Annotated in this window: 19 protein-coding genes; 15 read left to right on the forward strand and 4 right to left on the reverse strand. The window is 71.5% G+C overall.

The genetic code is table 11. From position 1 onward, the window contains the following. Positions 1-25: 25 nt before the first annotated feature. Genes FHX52_RS17510 through FHX52_RS17520 form a run of 3 tightly spaced genes read right to left on the reverse strand, consistent with a single transcriptional unit; the run spans position 26 to position 2,471 of the window. Positions 26-1,084 (reverse strand): NAD(P)H-dependent amine dehydrogenase family protein, encoded by a 1,059-nt coding sequence (locus FHX52_RS17510; RefSeq protein WP_141823553.1) that lies wholly within the window; start codon positions 1,082-1,084, stop codon positions 26-28. Then, positions 1,081-1,851 carry an SDR family oxidoreductase gene (locus FHX52_RS17515; protein WP_141823554.1) on the reverse strand — a complete coding sequence of 257 codons (771 nt, stop codon included), beginning with the start codon at positions 1,849-1,851 and terminating at the stop codon, positions 1,081-1,083. The genes FHX52_RS17510 and FHX52_RS17515 overlap by 4 nt, the downstream gene beginning before the upstream one ends. Beyond that, positions 1,848-2,471, reverse strand: coding sequence for a nuclear transport factor 2 family protein (locus FHX52_RS17520; protein WP_141823555.1), 624 nt, complete (start codon positions 2,469-2,471; stop codon positions 1,848-1,850). Before FHX52_RS17520 ends, FHX52_RS17515 begins: the two co-directional genes overlap by 4 nt. Before the next feature lie 114 nt (positions 2,472-2,585). Between FHX52_RS17520 and FHX52_RS17525 the strand changes: the two genes are divergently transcribed. The 15 genes from FHX52_RS17525 (at position 2,586) to FHX52_RS17595 (ending at position 19,203) form a co-directional block, all read left to right on the forward strand. Further along, positions 2,586-3,434 (forward strand): ABC transporter ATP-binding protein, encoded by an 849-nt coding sequence (locus tag FHX52_RS17525; RefSeq protein WP_221630631.1) that lies wholly within the window; start codon positions 2,586-2,588, stop codon positions 3,432-3,434. Continuing rightward, the gene (locus FHX52_RS17530; protein ID WP_141823556.1) at positions 3,431-4,138 is read left to right on the forward strand and encodes an ABC transporter ATP-binding protein; all 708 of its coding nucleotides are present in this window, start codon (positions 3,431-3,433) and stop codon (positions 4,136-4,138) included. The genes FHX52_RS17525 and FHX52_RS17530 overlap by 4 nt, the downstream gene beginning before the upstream one ends. 8 nt (positions 4,139-4,146) lie before the next feature. Beyond that, positions 4,147-5,043: a branched-chain amino acid ABC transporter permease gene (locus FHX52_RS17535; protein ID WP_141823557.1), complete on the forward strand. Its 897-nt coding sequence runs from the start codon at positions 4,147-4,149 to the stop codon at positions 5,041-5,043. Between the two features lie 5 nt (positions 5,044-5,048). Beyond that, a complete protein-coding gene (locus tag FHX52_RS17540) occupies positions 5,049-6,254 on the forward strand; it encodes a branched-chain amino acid ABC transporter permease (RefSeq protein WP_221630632.1) in 1,206 nt (401 codons plus the stop codon). Beyond that, entirely contained in the window at positions 6,251-7,567 is a 1,317-nt protein-coding gene (locus tag FHX52_RS17545) for an ABC transporter substrate-binding protein (protein WP_141823558.1), read from the forward strand. The genes FHX52_RS17540 and FHX52_RS17545 overlap by 4 nt, the downstream gene beginning before the upstream one ends. A 53-nt stretch (positions 7,568-7,620) precedes the next feature. Further along, a complete protein-coding gene (locus FHX52_RS17550; protein ID WP_141823559.1) occupies positions 7,621-9,348 on the forward strand; it encodes a class I adenylate-forming enzyme family protein in 1,728 nt (575 codons plus the stop codon). Further along, positions 9,345-9,773, forward strand: a complete 429-nt coding sequence (locus FHX52_RS17555; protein ID WP_221630633.1) for a nuclear transport factor 2 family protein — start codon at positions 9,345-9,347, stop codon at positions 9,771-9,773. Before FHX52_RS17550 ends, FHX52_RS17555 begins: the two co-directional genes overlap by 4 nt. Continuing rightward, a complete protein-coding gene (locus tag FHX52_RS17560; RefSeq protein WP_141823560.1) occupies positions 9,773-11,356 on the forward strand; it encodes a class I adenylate-forming enzyme family protein in 1,584 nt (527 codons plus the stop codon). Before FHX52_RS17555 ends, FHX52_RS17560 begins: the two co-directional genes overlap by 1 nt. Continuing rightward, positions 11,353-12,345, forward strand: a complete 993-nt coding sequence (locus FHX52_RS17565) for an NAD(P)H-dependent flavin oxidoreductase (RefSeq protein ID WP_221630634.1) — start codon at positions 11,353-11,355, stop codon at positions 12,343-12,345. Before FHX52_RS17560 ends, FHX52_RS17565 begins: the two co-directional genes overlap by 4 nt. 9 nt (positions 12,346-12,354) lie before the next feature. Beyond that, a complete protein-coding gene (locus FHX52_RS17570; protein WP_246070097.1) occupies positions 12,355-13,227 on the forward strand; it encodes a RecB family exonuclease in 873 nt (290 codons plus the stop codon). Continuing rightward, the gene (locus FHX52_RS17575; protein ID WP_141823561.1) at positions 13,224-13,859 is read left to right on the forward strand and encodes a maleylpyruvate isomerase N-terminal domain-containing protein; all 636 of its coding nucleotides are present in this window, start codon (positions 13,224-13,226) and stop codon (positions 13,857-13,859) included. Before FHX52_RS17570 ends, FHX52_RS17575 begins: the two co-directional genes overlap by 4 nt. A 24-nt stretch (positions 13,860-13,883) precedes the next feature. Continuing rightward, complete coding sequence (locus tag FHX52_RS17580; protein WP_141823562.1) at positions 13,884-14,702, forward strand: ParA family protein; 819 nt, start codon at positions 13,884-13,886, stop codon at positions 14,700-14,702. Positions 14,703-14,852: 150 nt separating this feature from the next. After that, positions 14,853-15,899, forward strand: coding sequence for an NAD(P)-dependent alcohol dehydrogenase (locus FHX52_RS17585; protein WP_141823563.1), 1,047 nt, complete (start codon positions 14,853-14,855; stop codon positions 15,897-15,899). Between the two features lie 74 nt (positions 15,900-15,973). Then, positions 15,974-16,696 carry an HAD family hydrolase gene (locus tag FHX52_RS17590; protein ID WP_141823564.1) on the forward strand — a complete coding sequence of 241 codons (723 nt, stop codon included), beginning with the start codon at positions 15,974-15,976 and terminating at the stop codon, positions 16,694-16,696. After that, entirely contained in the window at positions 16,696-19,203 is a 2,508-nt protein-coding gene (locus tag FHX52_RS17595) for a glycoside hydrolase family 65 protein (RefSeq protein ID WP_141823782.1), read from the forward strand. Before FHX52_RS17590 ends, FHX52_RS17595 begins: the two co-directional genes overlap by 1 nt. On the opposite strand, the gene FHX52_RS17600 is transcribed toward FHX52_RS17595, so the two are convergent. Beyond that, positions 19,192-19,737, reverse strand: coding sequence for a pyridoxamine 5'-phosphate oxidase family protein (locus FHX52_RS17600; protein ID WP_141823565.1), 546 nt, complete (start codon positions 19,735-19,737; stop codon positions 19,192-19,194). The two genes, FHX52_RS17595 and FHX52_RS17600, sit on opposite strands and share 12 nt — an antisense overlap. Positions 19,738-19,762 lie beyond the last annotated feature (25 nt).

Below are 19,762 nucleotides of genomic sequence, written 5' to 3' on the forward strand. Positions count from 1 at the left end.
GCTCCTTGCTGCTGCTGGGTCGGGTCTAGAGGTGGAAGGGTGCGAAGACGGGCGGCTCGAAGATGCCGGGAGGAGCCGCGACGACCGCGTCGATCGCTCGGAGGACCGGCCCTGCGGTCACGAACTGCCCTGCGGTCGTGTGGCTTCCGGGCTCGTTGGGCTCCACGAGGTTGAGCGTCACGACCATCTCGGGCTTGCCGTGCAGGTGGATCGTCCAGTGGTCGCGACCGGCGTACTCCGCACGGTCGGGCTCCATCGTCCAGATGATCGCGAGGGTGAGGAAGGGCCGCCCGTCGACCATGGCGTGCCAGCGCCACTCCGTCGTCGCGACCGTCCCGCGCGCGATGGAGCCGGCGGCGACCTCGAGGTCGGCCAGGGCGGGCACGACGCGGTGGTCGGGCACGACCTCGTCGTAGGTGACCCCCATCCGCTCGCACATGAAGGCGATGGTCTCGAGGTAGAGCGCGGCATACAGCGTCGGTAGCGGGCCGTCACCCGTCAGCGCCGCCGGGTCGCTGCCCATGCCCATGACGGTGAAGGCGAAGTCCGGGTCGGGCATCGCACGGGCGTCGAGCACCTCGTCGATGGTGATCCGGTCGAGCGTGACGCTGGCGCCGGTGAGCCCGAGAGCGAGCCGCTCACCGACGATCCCCGGGCTGACGCCGACGCCGAAGAGGGTGCTGCGGCCCTCCTCGCACGCATCGAGGAAGAGTCGCTCCCGCTCGGGGCCGTGGGCGCGGGGGAAGTGCTGGCCCGACGTCGTGATGACGTTGGCACCCGAGCGCAGCAGGCGCAGCAGGTCGTCGTCGTGGGTCTCGTAGGGCAGCTGGAGTCGCGGGGCGTGCAGGACGACGTCGGGGCGTGCGTCGATGACGACCTCGATGTCGGTCGTGGCGAGCACCCCGGTCGGCTGGCGCCGGGCGATGTCACCGGCGTCGCGTCCGGCCTTGCTCTCGCTGTAGACGTGCAGCGCGACGAGGTCGAGGTCGTCGCGGTCGATGACGCCGCGCAGCAGCGTCTTGCCGACCGCGCCGGTCGCCCACTGCGCCACGCGGGTATGCCGTCCGCTCGGGTGAGCGCTCATCCCTTGGTCCTCAGCTCGGTCGCGTGGAGCAGCTTGCCGAGACCGCGCTCATAGCGAATCGGGTCTCGTGCCAGTCGTGCTCGCGCGTCGACGGCCATCGGGTCGGTGTCGCACACCCACTCGCCGCGGCCCATCGCCCGCAGTCCCGTGACGGCGATGTCGCGAGGATCCTCCTTGCGGCCCTGCACGTGCGCGGCCATGCGGGTGTCGACCGACCCGACGATGAGCGACGTGACGGTGATGCCGAGCGGCTCGAGCTCGGCCCGGGCGATGCCGCCGAGATAGAGCGCGGCGACCTTGGCGGGGGAGTAGCCACCCATGAAGGCCGTCGGTGCGATCGCGGCGACGGAGAGGACGTTGACGATCGACCCACCGCCGCCCGCCGCCAGCACCGGCGCGAAGGCCCGGGTGAGGTGCAACGGAGCGAAGTAGTTGACCTCCATCTCGCGGCGGGCCGCCTCGGGGTCGTCGGCGAGGACGAGGCGGTTGCCGGTGAAGAGGCCGGCGTTGTTGACGAGGATCGTCGCGTCGGCGCAGGTCTCGGCCGCAGCCGCGATGTCGTCTGCGTCGGTCACCTCGAGCCGGATCACCGTGGCGCCCGTGGCGGCTAGCTCGGGGGTCACGTCGTCGGGGTCTCGCACACCGGCATACACCGTCGTGGCGCCCTGGGCGAGGGCCTCCTGGACGAAGGCGAGCCCGATGCCGCGGTTGGCCCCGGTGACGACGACGCGGGCCCCGGGGACGGGGGTGCCCCGCCCCGCGGTCATGCCGGCACCCCGGCAGACCGCTCGGCGTAGACGACGTCGTGCGGGAACTTCTCGCTCCGACGCAGCCGGGCGGGGTCGTCGACGAGCATCCCGTAGACCCACGTCTCGGAGCGGTCCATGTCGTGGTTCCAGTCCCAGCGCAGGGCGCGGTGGCGGATGCCCCACCGGCCGTCGTGGAGCTCGAGGTCGTCGACCATGCGGGCACCCGTCAGGGTGTCTCCGACGACGCCGTCGGGCCTCCGCACGCGGGCGAAGGCGAGCACGTAGGACTCGGCCCGGGCGTGCCCCGACTCCAGGTCCTCACCGAGCGTGACGTCGACGAGGACGTTGGTGAGGGCGTGGGTCGTCAGGGCCTTGGGGTGGGTGAGGGTGCCCTCGATCGAGCGCAGGTAGTCGGCGGCTGGTCCGTCGAAGACGCCGCCATGGTCCTCGGTCGCGCCGGGCAGGTAGCAGGCCGCCGCGCCCTCGACGTCGCCCCGGTCGACCGCTCGGAGGTAGGTGGCGAGCAGGTCGTGGACGTCCTGTTTGGCGAGCAGCTCAGCCACCCTCCGGGTGAGTGGCGCAAACGACGAATTCGCTTGCGGCGCAGGGGTGGCGGGGTCGACGTGGGGGTCGGTCACCTGGGGCTCCTTCGATCCGGTGAGGCGGGGCGGAGAGGGTTGACGGACTCGCTCCGCTTGCTGTAGTAATCCCTATCACACTGTTAATTGAAGTGTCACGAGGAACGAGGCACCGTGAGCGCAACGACGCGCAGCACCGATCCGCCCGAAGGCCACGGCACGACGGCTGCAGCACCCACGAGCACCGCAGCAGCCGGCGACCGGGCCCTGCGCCTGCGCGACGTCACCATCACGTTCGGCGGCGTCACGGCCCTCGACGCCGTGAGCTTCGAGGTGCGCCCCGGCCGCATCTGCGGGCTCATCGGCCCCAACGGCGCAGGCAAGACGACGCTCTTCAACTGCATCACCCGCATCTACGTGCCCTCCTCGGGTGAGATCCGCTGGGGCGACATCGACCTGCTGCGACTGCGCCCGCACGCCCTGGCCGGGGCGGGCATCGCCCGCACCTTCCAGAACCTCGCGCTCTTCGGCGCGATGAGCGTCTTCGACAACGCGATGGTCGGCGGCACGTCGGTCTCCCGGGTCGGCCTCACGAGCGGCGCCCTCGGGTGGCCACCGGCCCGCCGGCGGCAGCAGGTCCTGCGCGACCGCGCCTGGCACCTGCTCGACCGGCTCGACCTGCTCGACGTCGCCGAGCGCCCCGCGGCGGGGCTGCCCTTCGGCACGCTGAAGCGCGTCGAGCTCGCCCGGGCCCTGATGTCGCAGCCGCAGCTGCTCCTCCTCGACGAGCCCGCCGGTGGCCTGACCCACAGCGAGGTCAAGGACCTCGGCTCGCTCATCACGAGCCTGCGCGACGAGCTCGGCTTCGCGGCGCTCCTCGTCGAGCACCACATGGGGCTCGTTCTCGGCATCAGCGACCACGTCGTCGCGCTCGACTTCGGCCGCACGATCTTCGAGGGCTCACCGTCCGAGGTGCGCGACAACCCCGACGTCGTCCGGGCCTACCTGGGGCGGGCCGCATGAGCCTGCTCTCGCTCACCGACGTCACCGCCGGCTACGGCCCCAGCGAGGTGCTCCACGGCATCACCCTCGACGTGGACCCCGGCGAGGTCGTCGTCATGCTCGGCGCCAACGGTGCGGGCAAGACGACGACGATGCAGGCGATCGCCGGGCTCCTGACGTGGCGCGGCAGCATCGAGCTCGACGGGCGACCGCTGCCGCAACGCCCCGAGCAGGTCGTGCGCAGCGGGGTCAGCCTCGTCCCGCAGGGCCGCGGCACGCTGGGAGCACTGACGGTGCTCGAGAACCTCCGGGTGGGCGCGGCCGTGCGCACCGACACCGGCGGCATCGGTGACGACATCGACCGGTGGTGCGAGGTCTTCCCGGTGCTCGGCCGGCGCTCGCGCCAGCTGGCGGGCACGCTCTCCGGTGGCGAGCAGCAGATGCTCGCCGTCGCCCGGGCGCTCATGAGCCGCCCCCGGCTGCTGCTCTGCGACGAGCCGAGCCTCGGCCTCGCGCCGATCGTCGTGCAGGAGCTCTTCGCGACCCTCGCCCACATCAACGAGACCGACGGTACGGCGATGCTCATCGTCGAGCAGAACGCCGAGCTGGCCATGGACCTCGCCAGCACCGTCTACCTCCTCGACGTCGGCACCATCGCGGCGTCGGGCACCCCCGCCGACTTCCGCGCCGACGACGCCGTGCGCACGGCATACCTCGGCTACTAGGAGCCCTCATGGAACTGTTCCTCGAACGCCTCATCTCGGGCCTGACCAACGGCTCGATCTACGCGCTGCTCGCGCTCGCGCTCGTCGTCGTCTTCCGCGGCACGGGCACGCTCAACTTCGCCCAGGGCGAGCTCGCCCTCTTCACGACGTTCGTCGCGTGGTGGCTGACGACGCAGTCGCTGCCCATCTGGTTCGCGATCGCCGCGGCCCTCGGCGTCGGCTTCCTCATGGGCGCGCTCATCGAGCGGCTCCTCATCCGCCCGGTCGCCAAGCGCAACGACATGGCAGTGCTCATCGTCGCCCTGGGGCTCTTCACCGGCCTCAACTCCCTCGCCGGTCTGCTCTGGGGCAGCGAGACGAAGATCATGCCGAGCCCCTTCCCCAACGGCGAGAGCGACTTCATCTCCGTCGGTGGGGCGCGCCTCTACGGCGACGCGCTCGGGGTCTGGGGCGCCCTCATCGTGCTCATGGGCCTCATGACGCTGCTCTTCCGCTTCACCAAGGTCGGCCTGCACATGCGCGCCGTGGCCGACAACGCGACCTCGGCGACCCTCGCGGGGGTGCGGACCAGCCGCATCCTCGCCATCGGCTGGGGGCTCTCGGGCGCCATCGGTGCCCTCGCCGGGGTGCTCGTCACTCCGCTCGCGCCACAGCAGCTGAGCCTCACGACGATGTTCTCCATCTTCATCGCGGCGTCGGCGGCAGCGCTGTTCGGCGGGCTCGACAGCCTCGTCGGGGCGGTCGTCGGCGGACTCGTCATCGGCGTGCTCGAGGCGATGCTCACCGGCTACGTCTCCGTCATCGGCGGCTCGCTCCAGCAGACGTCCGCGCTGCTCATCATCGTCGTCATCCTCTTCGTCAAGCCCACCGGCCTCTTCGGCACGACCAAGCTCGTGAGGGTGTGATGGGCGTGCAGGAGCCCACCGTCGTCGACGACCCCCCCCGCGCCGCTCCGCCGGGGCGTATGCCGTCCGGCCCGGTCGCCGCCCCCGGCTCGCCCCGCGGTCGTGGCCGCAGCGGCCGGGAGCGCCTCACCGTCATCGAGGGCTCGCGGCGTCACTGGGCGCTGCGCGCGCTCGCCGTCGTGGTCGTGGTGGCGGTGCTGCTGCAGGCCTCGCAGGCCCAGGCCTTCCGGGTCGGGCAGTTCACCAACGTCTTCATCATCGCGATCGCCATCGTCGGCCTCAACCTCGTCACCGGCCACACCGGGCTGCTGTCGATCGGCCACTCGGCCTTCTTCGGGCTCGGCGCCTACACGACGGGTGTCCTCGTCGCGCGCTACGACGCCGCGCCGATGACGACGATCCCCGTCGCGGTGGTCCTCAGCTTCGCGCTTGGACTGCTCGTGGGGCTGCCCTCCCTGCGCATCAAGGGCCTCTACCTCGCACTCGTCACCCTCGCGGTCGGCGTGTCCTTCCCCGAGATCATCCGGCGCGCCGAGGAGCTCACCGGCGGGGCGGCCGGCCTCGTCGTGCGGTCGGCCTCGCTCGCGCCGCCGGCGTGGACCGGGCTCGGCCGGGCCCAGCGGGGCATCTGGATGTTCTGGGTGTCGGCAGCCGTCCTGCTCCTCGTCATGTGGCTGAGCCGCAACCTCGTGAGGAGCCGCTTCGGCCTCGGCATGCGAGCGACCCGCGACCACGAGATCGCGGCCGCCGCGAGCGGGGTGCGGGTCGCGCGGACCAAGATCCTCGCCTTCGGTGTCTCCGGGGCCATCACCGGGCTCGCCGGCTCGCTCTTCACGATGTACATCGGGGCACTGTCGCCCGACGGGTCCTTCACCCTGCTCAAGTCGATCGAGCTCGTGACCGGGCTCGTGCTCGGCGGCATCGCGACCCAGCTCGGCCCTCTCATCGGGGCCGCCGCCGTCGTCTTCCTGCCCCAGCTCACCGGGTCGCTCAGCACCGGCCCGCTCTCCGGGGTCGTCTTCGGCGTCGTGCTCATCACCATCGTCTTCGTCATGCCCGAGGGCATCGCCGGGCGCATCGGCCTCTGGGTGCGCCGCCGGGTCGCGGTCGTGCCCGCGGACCGCCCCCGTCCGGCGGGCGACGCCCCACCGGCCTCCACTCCTGCACCTCCACCTCACAGCAACACACACAACAGATGGGAAGACCAATGAAGCGATTCCTGCGCGTCGTCTCGGCAGCCGCGCTGCCCGCCCTGGTGCTCGGCGCCTGCGGGTCGGGCACCGGCACCGGCACCGGCGGCGACCCGGCGGCCGCCTCCACCGGTGGCGCGGCCAGCGCGGCGGCCTCCGTCGTCAACGCCGACGACTGCGCCGACCCGGAGGGCGCCAAGGCGCCCATCACGGGGACCCTCAAGGTCGGCTGGTCGGCCCCGACGTCGGGTCCGCTCGCCGATGCGGTCGGCAACGTCATCGAGGGGATGAAGGCGCGCTTCGCCGTCGAGAACGCCAAGGGCGGCATCGGCGGCGTCAAGCTCGAGGTCGTCGTCAAGGACGACGCCTTCAACCCCGAGCGGGCCAAGGCCAACGTCGGCGAGCTCATCCAGAAGGAGGGCGTGCACGTCCTCGAGACCTTCGGGTCCGGCCAGGTCGACGCCATCGCCGACGACCAGAACGACGCGTGCGTGCCGCTGCTCTTCGCCCAGGCCAGCGTGCCGGCCTACCGCGACATCGAGAAGTTCCCGTGGACCACCGAGTACCTCCCGTCGGCCGACGTGGAGATGGGTGTCGTCGTCGAGAGCCTCAAGAAGAAGTACCCCAACGGCGCCAAGATCGCGCTGGCCGCCAACCAGACCGAGTCGGGCCAGGGCATCGCCAACGGCCTCAAGAAGGCCATCGAGGGAACGGGCTTCACGATCGCTGCCGAGGCGCCCCTCACCGACCCGCGCACGGCCGCCTCGTCGCTCAAGTCCTCGGGCGCCCCGATCCTCGTCAACGCCGGCGTCACGACCGACTGCCTCGCCCTCACGCAGGCCATCGGCCGCGTCGGCTGGAAGCCCGAGACCGTCATCCAGCCCTCGAACTGCGCCGACGGGGCGACGCTCTACGCGCCCGCCGGCGACGCGGCCGACGGCCAGCAGATCCTGCGCTGGCTCAAGGACCCGGCCAACGCCGCCTTCGCCGACGACGCCGCGGTCAAGGAGTACCTCCAGCTGTCGGCCGCGAACGGCGCGGACTCCCCGACGAACAGCTACACGGTCAACGGCTGGGCGATCGCCGACCTCATGGTCGACGACTTCACCCGGGCGGCGAAGCTCGAGGGCGGGCTCTCGCGGGTCTCGATCATGCAGGCGGCCCGCACGCAGAACTACCAGCCCCCGATGTTCATCGACGGCATCTCCTTCACGATGAGCCCGACTCAGGCCTACGGCGTGCTCGCCTTCCAGCCCTTCACGTGGAAGGCCGCCGACAAGGCCTTCGCCGTGGGTGGTGACGTCATCGACATCTCGTCGCAGTACGACAAGTAGGACAGGATGCAGAGCGAACGACCGGTGCATGTCGACGAGGAGATGGAGAGCCGATGACGATGGCGCGAGGGCTGCACCCGGCGGCCACGGTGGCCGACTACCAGGCGCGCGGGTGGTGGACCGACGAGACGGTCGACCAGCTCTTCGCGCAGCAGGTGCAGACGCGGGGTGAGGAGCTCGCGGTGGTCGACCCGGCCAACCGCGAGGCCCTCCTCGGGTCCGCACCGCGGCGGCTCACCTGGGCCGAGCTCGACGCCGAGGTCACCCACCTCGCCGCCGTGCTGCTCGACCTGGGCCTGGGCCGTGGCGACGTCGTCGGCGTGCAGCTGCCCAACGCCGTCGAGCTCGTCGAGGTCTACCTCGCCGCCTGGAGCATCGGCGTCGTCGTCTCCCCGCTGCCGATGCAGTACCGCGAGCGCGAGGTGCTCGGCATGGGCACCCAGGCCGACTTCGCGGCATACGTCACTGTCGCCCGATGGGGCGATCGCTCACCCGCCGCCGACGTGCTGTCCCTGCGGGACCAGCTGCCGTCTCTGCGCCAGGTCATCGCGTTCGGCCCCGCGGCCGAGCGCGGTGACCTGGCGGGCGGGGTGCTCGCCGTCCACCCGGCCGCGGCCGACGACACGGAGCGGGCCCGGCTCGCGTCCCACGTCGCGAGCGACCCCAACGACGCGAACGACTGCCTGACGATCTGCTGGACGTCGGGCACCGAGAGCGAGCCCAAGGGAGTGCCGCGCTGCCACCTCGACTGGCTCGCCATCTGCTGGGCCACGGTCGACGCCCCGAAGGTGACGGCCGACGACGTCCTGCTCAACCCCTTCCCCATGGTCAACATGGCGGGTATCAACGGGATGTTCCTCCCGTGGCTGCGCACGGGTTGCGTTCTCGTGCAGCATCATCCGTTCGACCTGCCCACCTTCCTGGGCCAGATCGCGGCAGAGCGGGTCACCTACACGGTCGCCCCGCCGGCCCTGCTCTGGATGCTCCTTCACAACGAGCCGCTCCTCGCGCAGGTCGACCTCAGCAGCCTGACGCGCATCGGCTCCGGCTCGGTGCCACTCCAGCCGGCGATGGTGCGCGGCTGGCAGGAGAAGCACGGCATCGGCATCATCAACTTCTTCGGCTCCAACGAGGGCGTGGGCCTGCTGTCGAGCCCCGACGACTTCCCCGACCCCGACGAGCGTGCGCAGTTCTTCCCGCGCTACGGGGCGCCCGGCACGACGTGGTCGTCACGGGTGTCGGAGTGGATCGACGTGCGCCTCGTCGACCTCGTCACCGGCGAGGACATCACCGAGCCCGGGGTCCCGGGCGAGATGCGGCTGAACGGGCCGACCGTCTTCGCCGGCTACCTGCACGGCGATCGGCTCGGGAGCCCGTTCGACGAGCAGGGTTACCTACGCTCCGGCGACCTCTTCGAGATCGCCGGCGACCGCGGGCAGTTCCTCCACTACCTCGACCGCGCCAAGGACGTCATCATCCGGGGCGGCATGAACATCGCGCCCGCCGAGATCGAGGGGCTCATCGCCGAGCACCCGGCGGTCGTCGACGTCGCGGTCATCGGCGACCCCGACGAGATGCTGGGCGAGCGGGTCGCGGCGGTCGTGTCACTCGCGCCCGGCCAGAGCCTGACGCTGGAGGAGCTCGTCGCCTTCCTGCGCGGCCAGCACATCGCCTCGTTCAAGCTGCCCGAGCGTCTCGAGGTGCGCGACGACCTGCCGCGCAACCCTGTCGGCAAGATCCTCAAGCGCCTGCTGCGCGCCCCTGCGAAGGAGTCCTCGTGACCGAACCGACCCTCACCCCGCCGTCCGAGATGAGCGACGAGGCCAAGCTCGCCCTGGCCCGCGAGATGTTCCACGCGTGGGACACCAAGGACTGGGAGGGCGTCATCGACCTCTTCGCCGACGACGGTGTGCTCCACAGCGTCATGCAGGAGCCCCTCGTCGGACGCGACGTCGTCGGCGAGCGGATCCGTGCCCTCGGTGCCATCACCGAGCGGATCACCTTGCACATCAAGGCGATCGGCCTCATCGACGGCAAGGTCTTCGTCCAGCGCGTCGACGACTTCGACACGGTCACCGGCTCGCACGGCGCGGTGCCGGTCGTCGGCATCCTCTCCATGGCAGGCGGTCGCGTGACCGAGTGGCTCGAGTACTACGACCGCCCCAGCCTGCTCGCCGGCATGGGCGTCGACGCACCCGCCCACTGATGGCACTGACGGCGCTGATGGCGCCACCCTGGGCGCTCGACGTCGTGACCGCCATGGGGCGGGCCGGAGACGCCGTCGCCTTCCGCCAGCCCTCCGGCAGCGGGGGTCTCGACGGCGCGACCGTGCGCACCCACGCGGAGAGCCGCGCCCGAGCGGCACGGCTCGCGCACGCTCTCGTCGCACACGGCATACGCCCTGGTGACCGGGTGGCGCTCGTCGTGGAGTCGACGGCGGACGCCGTCGAGGCCTACCTCGCGTTGGGGCTCGCGGGTGCCACCGCGGTCCAGGTCAACGACCGGCTCCAGGTGGCGGAGATCGCGGAGGTGCTCGACGCGGCGTCGCCGCGAGCGGTGGTGCACACCGCGGGCCACGCCGGGCGGCTCGAGGACCTGCTCGCCGGGGGCGGGGTCGAGGTGGTCAGCCTCGGCGGACGGCTCGGCTGCACCACGCTCGACGCCGACGACGCCGCACGGCACGGGGTGAGCGCCCCGCCCGAGGTGACCGTCGACCCCCGAGCCGCTGCCATCGTCGGCTTCACGAGCGGAACGACCGGACGACCCAAGGGCGTCGTGCACAGCCAGGCCAACCTCGCGCGCATCGTGCGGCACATGCCGGTGCACGACGGGCTGCGCTGGGGGAGCCGCTGCGCCTTCACCGGCACCCTCGCCTTCGCCGCGGGCATCTGGGGAGTCGTGCTGCCGCACCTCTGGGTCGGCGGCGAGCTCTCCTTCATGGCAGGGCTCCCGCCCGACGAGTGGGTCCGGCGGATGGTCGCCGAGCGCACCAACTTCACGTATGCGCCGACGCCGCTCATGGGGGCGCTCGCCGCCGAGGTCCGCCGCCGGCCGGAGGTGCTCGACCACCTCGACGGCGTGCTGCACTCGGGCTCGATCGCGCCGCGTGAGAGCGTCGTCGACCTCGTCTCCGCGATCGGGCACCGCTACGTCGAGACCTACGGCATGACCGAGACCGGGGCGCCGGTCACCGCGACCGTCCCCGACGACTGGCGGCCAGGCAGCACGGCCGATGACCCCTTCGCCTCCGCCGGGAGGGCGGTCAGCATCGCGCGACTCGAGATCCACGGGCCTGACGGGCAGCGGCTGGGCCCGGGCGAGGTGGGGGAGGTCGTCGTCGAGAGCGACACCCTCTTCGACGGCTACCTCGACGCGCCGGAGCTGACGGCGGAGGCGGTGCGCGACGGGCGCCTGCACACCGGCGACCTCGGGTCGCTCGACGCGGCCGGCCACCTCTACGTGCGGGGGCGGTCGAAGGAGATGATCGTCACCGGAGGAATGAACGTCTATCCGGCGGAGGTCGAGCGGGTCATGGCGCAGGCGCACGGCGTGGCGGAGGTGGCCGTCTTCGGGCTGCCCGACGAGCGGTGGGGCGAGACCGTGGCGGCGGCCGTCGTCGCACGCCCCGGTGCCGACCTCGACGTCGAGGCGCTGCGCGAGCACGTGCGCGAGCGGATGGCGGGCTACAAGAAGCCGACCCGCATCCACGTCGTCGACGAGCTGCCGCGCAACGCGAGCCTCAAGGTGCGCAAGGACGTGCTGCAGCGCCGCTTCGGTGGTGCCCCGTGACCCGCGACGAGCTGCTCGCGGCCCTGCGGCTGCCGGTCGTGGCTGCGCCGATGTTCCTCGTGTCGGGCACCGAGCTCGTCGTCGCGGCCGCGCGGGCCGGGGTGCTCGGCGCCTTTCCGACGCAGAACTGCCGGACGGCCGAGCAGCTCGACGAGTGGCTGGCGACGATCGCCGAGGGGGTGGGCTCGCGGCCGTGGGCCGTCAACCTCGTCACCCACAGCAGCAACACGCGGCTCGCCGACGACCTGAGGCTCGTGGCGGAGTACCGTCCGCCCGTCGTCATCACGGCGCTCGGGTCGCCCCGACCGGTGATGGAGGTCGTCAAGGGCTACGGCGGCCTCGTCGTCGGTGACGTCGTGAGCATTGCCCTGGCGCGCAAGGCGGTTGCCGCCGGCGTCGACGGCCTGGCGTGCATCAGCGCCGGCGCCGGTGGCCACACGGGCCACCTCTCTCCCTTCGCCTTCGTGTCGGCAGTGCGTGACTTCTTCGACGGCATCGTCACCGTCGGCGGCGGCATCGCCGACGGTGCGGGAGTTGCCGGCGCTCTCGCCGCGGGCGCCGACCTCGTCTACATGGGCACCCGCTTCCTCGCCTCGCGCGAGAGCCTCGCGCCGGACGCCTACAAGCAGATGGTGGTCGAGCACGGGCCCGACGACCTCGTCGTGAGCGCCGGCGTCACCGGCACCCCGGCGTCGTGGCTGCGACCGAGCCTGCTCGCCCACGGGCTCGACCCCGACCACCTCGTCCACGAGGGCGGCCGCAGCTATGACGCGGCGCAGGCGCCTGCCGCGCGGTGGTCGCAGCTGTGGGCGGCCGGGCAGGGCCTGCAGTCGATCCACGCGGTGGCGCCGGTGGCCGAGATCGTCGACGAGCTCGAAGCCGAGTTAGCCGCCGCTGCAGAGCGGTTCACCCGCCTCACGTCCAGCCTCGCTGGGCGGAGCACGAAGGCTCCCGCGTCCGGAGCGCGGGGTGTCGGCGGCGCGACCTAGGGTGGGCGCGTGACGACGCGCCCCGCAGAGCAGGAGACCTTCGCCGGCATGCCCACGCCGCTCTACAGTGGCTCGCCGTCCCGCCTCATGGCCTGGCTCGACTGCCCACGCCGCTACCGCATGCAGTACCTCGACCGGCCCAAGCCGGCCGCCCGGGCGCAGCGCGCCCACACCTCCGTCGGCATCGCGACCCACAACGTGCTCCGCGACTTCTGGGACCTGCCGCCCGAGCAGCGCACTCCCGCAGGGGTGGCCGAGCTCGTGCGCACGTCGTGGATCGACGTCGGCTTCCGCGACCCCGAGCAGTCCGCGGTGTGGCGCATGCGGGTGCGCGAGGTCGTCACCGACTACCTGCGCACCTCCGACCGCGAGCGCCAGCCCGTGGGCATCGAGCGCAGCGTCTCGCTCAAGACCGACGAGGTCGCCATCACGGGCCGCATCGACCGACTCGACGACCGCGACGGCGAGCTCGTCGTCGTCGACTACAAGACGGGCCGTCAGGTGCCCACCGACGACGATGCCCGCACGTCGCTGCCCCTCGCGCTGTATGCCGTCGCGTGCGCCCGCATGTTCCGCCGGCCCTGCCACCGGGTCGAGCTCCACCACGTGCCGACCGGCACCGTGGCCGCCCACGAGCACACCGACGAGTCGCTGGGCCGCAAGGTCACCGAGGCCGAGTCGATCGCCTCCGACCTGCGCCGTGCCGACGCCGACTACGCCGAGGTGGGTGTGGAGTCGACTCGCTTCGCCCCGCGCCCCTCCGCGCTCTGCTCGTGGTGCGACTTCCGGGCGCACTGTCCCGAGGGCCAGGCCCAGGGACCCGAGAAGTCCGACTGGGCCGGCCTCGAGCCCTATGCCTCGACCGACAGGAGAGACACGTGACCAACCTGCGCGCCGCGGTCCTCGCGGCTACCGACCACGTGGCAGCGATCGTCTCGCGCGACGACGTGGTCGCGGCGTGGCACGAGCAGAGCGCGCTCGCGGAGTGGGAGGTCGGGGGCCTCGTCGCGCACCTCGCGAGCCAGCCGGTGACGGTCGTGACCCTGCTGAGCGCCGACCCCGTGGGCGACCCGATCCCGCTCGAGGAGCACTACGCGCGGTCGGCCTGGGTCCACGCGAGCCTCGACGACGAGATCAACGTCTCGATCCGCAAGACCAGCGACGCCCGAGCGGTCGAGGGGCCGGAAGCCGTGCTGGCAACCGTGAGTGAGGCGCGCCGGGTGCTGCCCGACCTGCTCGCTGCACAGCCCGACGGCCGGGCTGTGCTCATCCCCTGGGCCGGCTGGTCATTGAGCCTCGACGACTTCCTGACCGGGCGACTCATGGAGGTCGTCGTGCACGGCGAGGACGTCGCCGCGAGCGTCGGCTTCACGTCACCGGCCCTGCCTCGCGGGGTGCTCGACCCCGTGCTCCTTCTGCTGACGCGGCTCGCGGTCACTCGGCACGGGCAGGGGGCGGTCGTGTCGGCGCTGACCCGCGCCGAGCGCGCGCCGCGGACGATCTCGGCCTTCTGACCGTCCACCTGACAGACTGCTCGCATGGCCCGCCGCACGAGCACCCGCGACTCGAGCCCCACTCCGCCCGCCACCGACACGCCCGGCGCCACCGTCATCGCGCTGGCCAACCAGAAGGGCGGGGTCGCCAAGACGACCTCGGTGGCGAGCCTGGGCGCTGCGCTGGCCGAGCTCGGCAAGCGCGTGCTGCTCGTCGACCTCGACCCGCAGGCCTGCCTCACCTTCTCGCTCGGGGTCGACCCCGACACCGTCGAGCGCTCCATCCACGACGTGCTGACCGCAGGGGTGGCGCTCGAGGAGGTCACGCTCACGACCGACGACGGCATGGACCTCGTGCCCTCCGCCATCGAGCTCGCGGGTGCCGAGGCGATGCTCCTCTCGCGTCCCGGCCGCGAGTACGTCCTGCGCACGGCCCTCGAAGCCGGCGACACGGCATACGACGTCGTGCTGCTCGACTGCTCGCCGAGCCTCGGGGTGCTCACCCTCAACGCGTTGACGGCGGCCGACGGGCTCATCATCCCGATGCCGTGCGAGATGCTGAGCCACCGCGGGGTCGGTCAGCTGCTCGACACCGTCGGCGACGTGCAGAAGATCCTCAACCGCGACCTCGAGGTGTGGGGCATCCTGCCGACGCTCTACGACGGGCGCAGCAACCACGCGCGCGAGGTGCTCGCCGATGTTGGCGCCCGCTACGACCTGCCCGTTCTCGAGCCGCCGATCCCCAAGACGGTGCGCTTCGCCGAGGCGCCGGCCGTCGGCCGCTCGATCCTCGCCACGGCGCGCTCCTCGAAGGGCGCCCAGGCCTACCGCGAGGTCGCGCAGTCGCTCCTGCCGCGGCTCTGAGGGGCCGTTCGCCGCTGGATGGCGGTGTTGGTGACGAGGTACGACGGGGAATGTTTCCCGGTGACCCCGTGCTGCACCTGAGAGTGCCTGCACGACACCGGCACGACACGCAAACCACTGCGGCACGACCCCCTGCCTGAAGGAGACCCCGTGATCACCACGCCTGCCCTCGTCGCCCCGAGCGCCGGAGCCCGCTTCGAGGCCCGCACCGTCGAGCACCGCGACCTGCGCGACGACGACGTGCTCATCGACATCAAGTTCGCCGGCATCTGCCACAGCGACATCCACCAGGTCCGTGAGGAGTGGGGGAGCGCCACCTTCCCGATGGTCCCCGGCCACGAGATCGCCGGCATCGTCTCGGCCGTCGGCGACGGCGTGACGAGGTACAAGGTCGGCGACCGCGTCGGCGTCGGCTGCATGGTCGACTCGTGCGGCGAGTGCGAGTTCTGCAAGGACGGCGAGGAGCAGTTCTGCGCCAAGGGCGCCGTCATGACCTACAACGGCAAGGGCTACGACGGCGAGCCGACCAAGGGTGGCTACGCCCAGCAGGTCGTCGTCTCGGAGCGCTTCGCGGTCGGCATCCCCGACGGCATCGAGCTCGACGTCGCGGCGCCGCTGCTCTGCGCGGGCATCACGGTGTGGTCGCCCCTCAAGCGCTGGGGCGCGGGGCCTGGCAAGAAGGTCGCCGTCATCGGCTTCGGCGGGCTCGGCCACATGGCCGTCAAGCTCGCCTCCGCGCTCGGTGCCGAGGTCAGCGTGCTCTCGCGCACCGACGCGAAGAAGGACGACGGCACCGCTCTCGGCGCGACGCACTACTACGCCACCGGCGAGGAGGGCGTGCTCGCCGGCCTCAAGGGCACGTTCGACATCATCATCAACACCGTGAGCGCCGACCTGCCGATGCAGACCTACATCGGTCTGCTGCGTCCGCTCGGTGTCATCGCCAACGTCGGACTCCCTTCTGGCAACTACGATTTCGCCCCCGGCGTCGTCATCGGGCGCAGCCGCGTCGTGGCCGGCTCCAACATCGGCGGCATCCCCGCGACCGCCGAGATGCTCGAGTTCTGTGCGGCCCACGGCATCGGCGCGACCATCGAGACCATCTCGGCCGACGAGGTCGACGCGGCCTACGACCGTGTCGTCGCAGGCGACGTGCGCTACCGCTTCGTCATCGACACGAGCACCATCGCCGTCTGAGGGCCGTATGCCGTCCGCCCGCCAAGGGTGGACGGCGTGCCACGCGCAGGTGCTCGGGGCCCTAGGCTCGCCCTGTGCAGTGGGATGACTACGACGCGGCCCTCTTCGACCTCGACGGGGTGCTGACACCGACGGCCGAGGTGCACATGCGCGCCTGGGACCGGATGTTCAACGAGTTCCTCGCCGAACGGCCGGCCGGTGAGTCCGTCGCGCCCTACACGGCCGCCGACTACTTCGCCCACGTCGACGGCAAACCCCGTTTCGACGGGGTGCGCACGTTCCTCGCCTCTCGCGGCATCGAGCTGCCCGAGGGGTCGACGGACGACGCTCCCGACGCCGAGACCGTCGGCGGGCTCGGCAACCGCAAGAACGCCGTGTTCGCCGCGATCCTCCACGACGAGGGCGTCGAGCCCTATCCGGCGTCGGTGCGGCTGCTCGACCACCTCGCGGCCAGGGGCACGGCCGTGGCCGTCGTCTCCTCGTCACGCAACGCGCCCGTCGTGCTCGAAGCCGCCGGCCTCGCCGACCGCTTCGAGGTCGTCGTCGACGGGGAGGTCGCGGCCCGCGAGGGCCTCGAGGGCAAGCCGTCGCCCGCCACCTACCTGCACGCCGCGGGGCTGCTCGGGGTCACGGCCACACGCAGCGTCGTCCTCGAGGACGCGCTCTCCGGTGTCGCCTCGGGCCGCGCCGGAGACTTCGGGCTCGTCGTCGGAGTTGACCGCGGGGCCGGGCGCGAGGCCCTGCTCGGCGGTGGGGCCGACGTCGTCGTCGCCGAGCTCGACGAGCTCATCCCATGATGCGCCACGAGCTGCAGGGCAGCCCGGACCCCATCGACCGCACCCGCTTCCCCGTCGACGAGTGGGCCTGGACCGAGAAGTGGTACTCCACCGAGGACCTCGGGCTCACCGAGACCGTCTTCGCCGTCGGCAACGGCTACCTCGGCATGCGCGGCAACGTCGAGGAGGGCCGCGACGTCCACGCGCACGGCACCTTCATCAACGGCTTCCACGAGACGTGGCAGATCCGCCATGCCGAGGAGGCCTTCGGCTTCGCCCAGACCGGGCAGACGATCGTCAACGCCCCCGACGTCAAGACCATCAAGGTCTACGTCGACGACGAGCCGCTCATGCTCTCTCTCGCCGACCTGCAGGACTACGAGCGCACCCTCGACTTCCGCGACGGGGTGCTGCGGCGCAGCCTCGTCTGGCGCACCCCTTCGGGCAAGCGGGTGCTCATCGAGTCGACCCGCATGGTCTCCTTCGAGCAGCGCCACCTCGCGATCATGACCTTCGACGTGACGCTGCTCGACGCCGATGCCCCTGTCGCGATCTCCTCGCAGATCCTCAACCGGCAGGACGGCACCGACGACTACCACGTGTCGACCTCAGCCCGGGGCTTCGACCCCCGCAAGGCCTCGCGGCTGGTTGAGCGCGTGCTCGACCCGCAGAGCCACTGGGCGAGCGACCGCCGCACCGTCCTCAGCTATCGCTGCGTCAACTCCGGCATGACCCTCGCCGTCGGCGTCGACCACGAGATCTCGACCGACTGCGACTTCGAGGAGCTGAGCCACGCCGAAGACGACCTCGGCAAGAAGATCTACCGGGTCAAGGGCCGCAAGGGCCACGCGATCCGTCTCACGAAGGTCGCGGCATACCACACGTCGCGCGGCGTGCCCACGCGCGAGCTCGTCGACCGCGCCCGACGCACCCTCGACCGCGTGCGTGACAGCGGCATCGCGGAGTGCTTCGACGAGCAGCGGCGCTGGCTCGACCGCTTCTGGGCCGACTCCGACGTGCAGGTCGAGGGTCACCCGGCGATCCAGCAGGCGGTGCGCTGGAACCTCTTCCAGCTCGCACAGGCCTCGGGCCGCATCGAGCAGGTCGGCATCCCCGCCAAGGGCGTCAGCGGCTCGGGCTACGAGGGCCACTACTTCTGGGACACCGAGACCTACGTCCTGCCCTTCCTCAGCTACACGTCGCCGTCCGTCGCCCGCGGTGCGCTCCGCTTCCGCTACCTCATGCTGCCGGCGGCCCGCCGCCGCGCGGCCGAGCTGTCCAACACCGGCGCGCTCTACCCGTGGCGCACGATCAACGGCGAGGAGGCCTCGGCCTACTACGCGGCCGGCACGGCGCAGTACCACATCAACGCCGACATCTCCTTCGCCCTCTGCAAGTACGTGCAGGCCTCCGGTGACGACGACTTCATGATGCGCGAGGGCATCGACATCCTCGTCGAGACGGCCCGGATGTGGAGCGACCTCGGCTTCTGGCTGGGGCGGGGGGAGTCGCGGCGCTTCCACCTGCACGGTGTCACCGGGCCCGACGAGTACACGACGGTCGTCAACAACAACCTCTTCACCAACGTCATGGCGAGCGACAACCTCCGCCAGGCGGCGCGCTGGGCCCGGCGGCTCGCGCACGAGTTCCCCGAGGCCTACGAGCGCCTCGCGGCCCGCCTCGACCTCGACGACGACGAGATCGACGACTGGGCGGACTGCTCCGAGGGGATGTACATCCCCTACGACGTGGGGCTGCAGGTGCACCCGCAGGACCAGCACTTCCTCGAGCGGGAGGTGTGGGACCTCGCGGCGACACCCAGCTCGAAGCGACCGCTGCTCCTGCACTACCACCCGCTGGTGATCTACCGCTTCCAGGTGCTCAAGCAGGCCGACGTGGTCGCGGCCCTCTTCCTCCAGGGCCAGATGTTCTCGCGCGAGCAGAAGCGCGCCGACTTCGAGTACTACGACCCGCTGACGACGGGTGACTCGACGCTGTCGTCAGTCGTGCAGTCGATCGTCGCGGCCGAGGTGGGCTATCGCGACCTCGCCATCGAGTACTTCCACTCCGGCCTCTACGTCGACCTCGCGGACCTTCACGGCAACGCCGCCGACGGGGTCCACGTCGCCTCGACGGGCGGCGTCTGGAACGCCCTCGTCTACGGCTTCGGCGGCATGCGTGACCACAACGGCACCCTGACCTTCGACCCGCGGCTGCCGGCCGGCTGGCCACGGCTGACCTTCCGGCTCCAGGTGCGCGGGAGCCGGCTGCTCGTCGAGGTCGAGAACCAGCGCATCACCTTCACGCTGCGTGACGGGGAGGCGACCGAGGTCTCGGTGCGGGGGCAGCAGGTGACGGTCTCGGAGCAGGGGCCGACCGTCGTCGAGCTCGACGACCAGGGCCCGGTCATCCTCGGGAGGCTCGGCAGCCTGCCGCTCGTCGGCTCGAGCAACGAGCACGAGATGGTCTACACCGCGGGCGTGCCCGACCCCGACCGCGAGCGCCGTCGACGCAGCTCACGCGCCTAGCGCCGGCAGCCCGTCGATCGACGTCGCGTTCTTCTGCTCACGGTAGGTCTCGAGCGCTGCCTCACCACGGTTGGTGGCCCAGGACGTCAGCAGGTCGCGGTCACCCTCGTGCGACATGAGGGGCACGGCATACCCGCAGGAGTCCGAGACCCGGTCGACATCGACGACGACGACGCCACGCGCACCGGGGTGGTCAGCGAACCGCCCTCTGAGAGAGTCGAACTCATCCTCGCCGAGAGCGACGTAGCGACCGTGGCCGTGCAGTCTCACGATGTTGGGCGGGCCCTCGAAGGCACAGAACATCAGGGTGATGCGGCCGTTCTCGCGCAGGTGCGCCACCGTCTCGGCGCCGCTGCCGGTGAGGTCGAGATAGGCGACGGTGAGCTCGTCGAGCACGACGAAGGTGCCGTCGAGGCCCTTGGGGGAGAGGTTGACCCTGCCGTCTGCGCCCAGCGGCGCCGTGGCGACGAAGAAGACGTGCTGCTTCTCGATGAACGCCCGCAGGCGGTCCGTGATCGACTCGTGCAGCTTCATGACTAGCTCCTCACCCGGTGCACCG

It is taken from the genome of Humibacillus xanthopallidus (genome assembly GCF_006717145.1).
Lineage (GTDB): Bacteria > Actinomycetota > Actinomycetes > Actinomycetales > Dermatophilaceae > Humibacillus > Humibacillus xanthopallidus.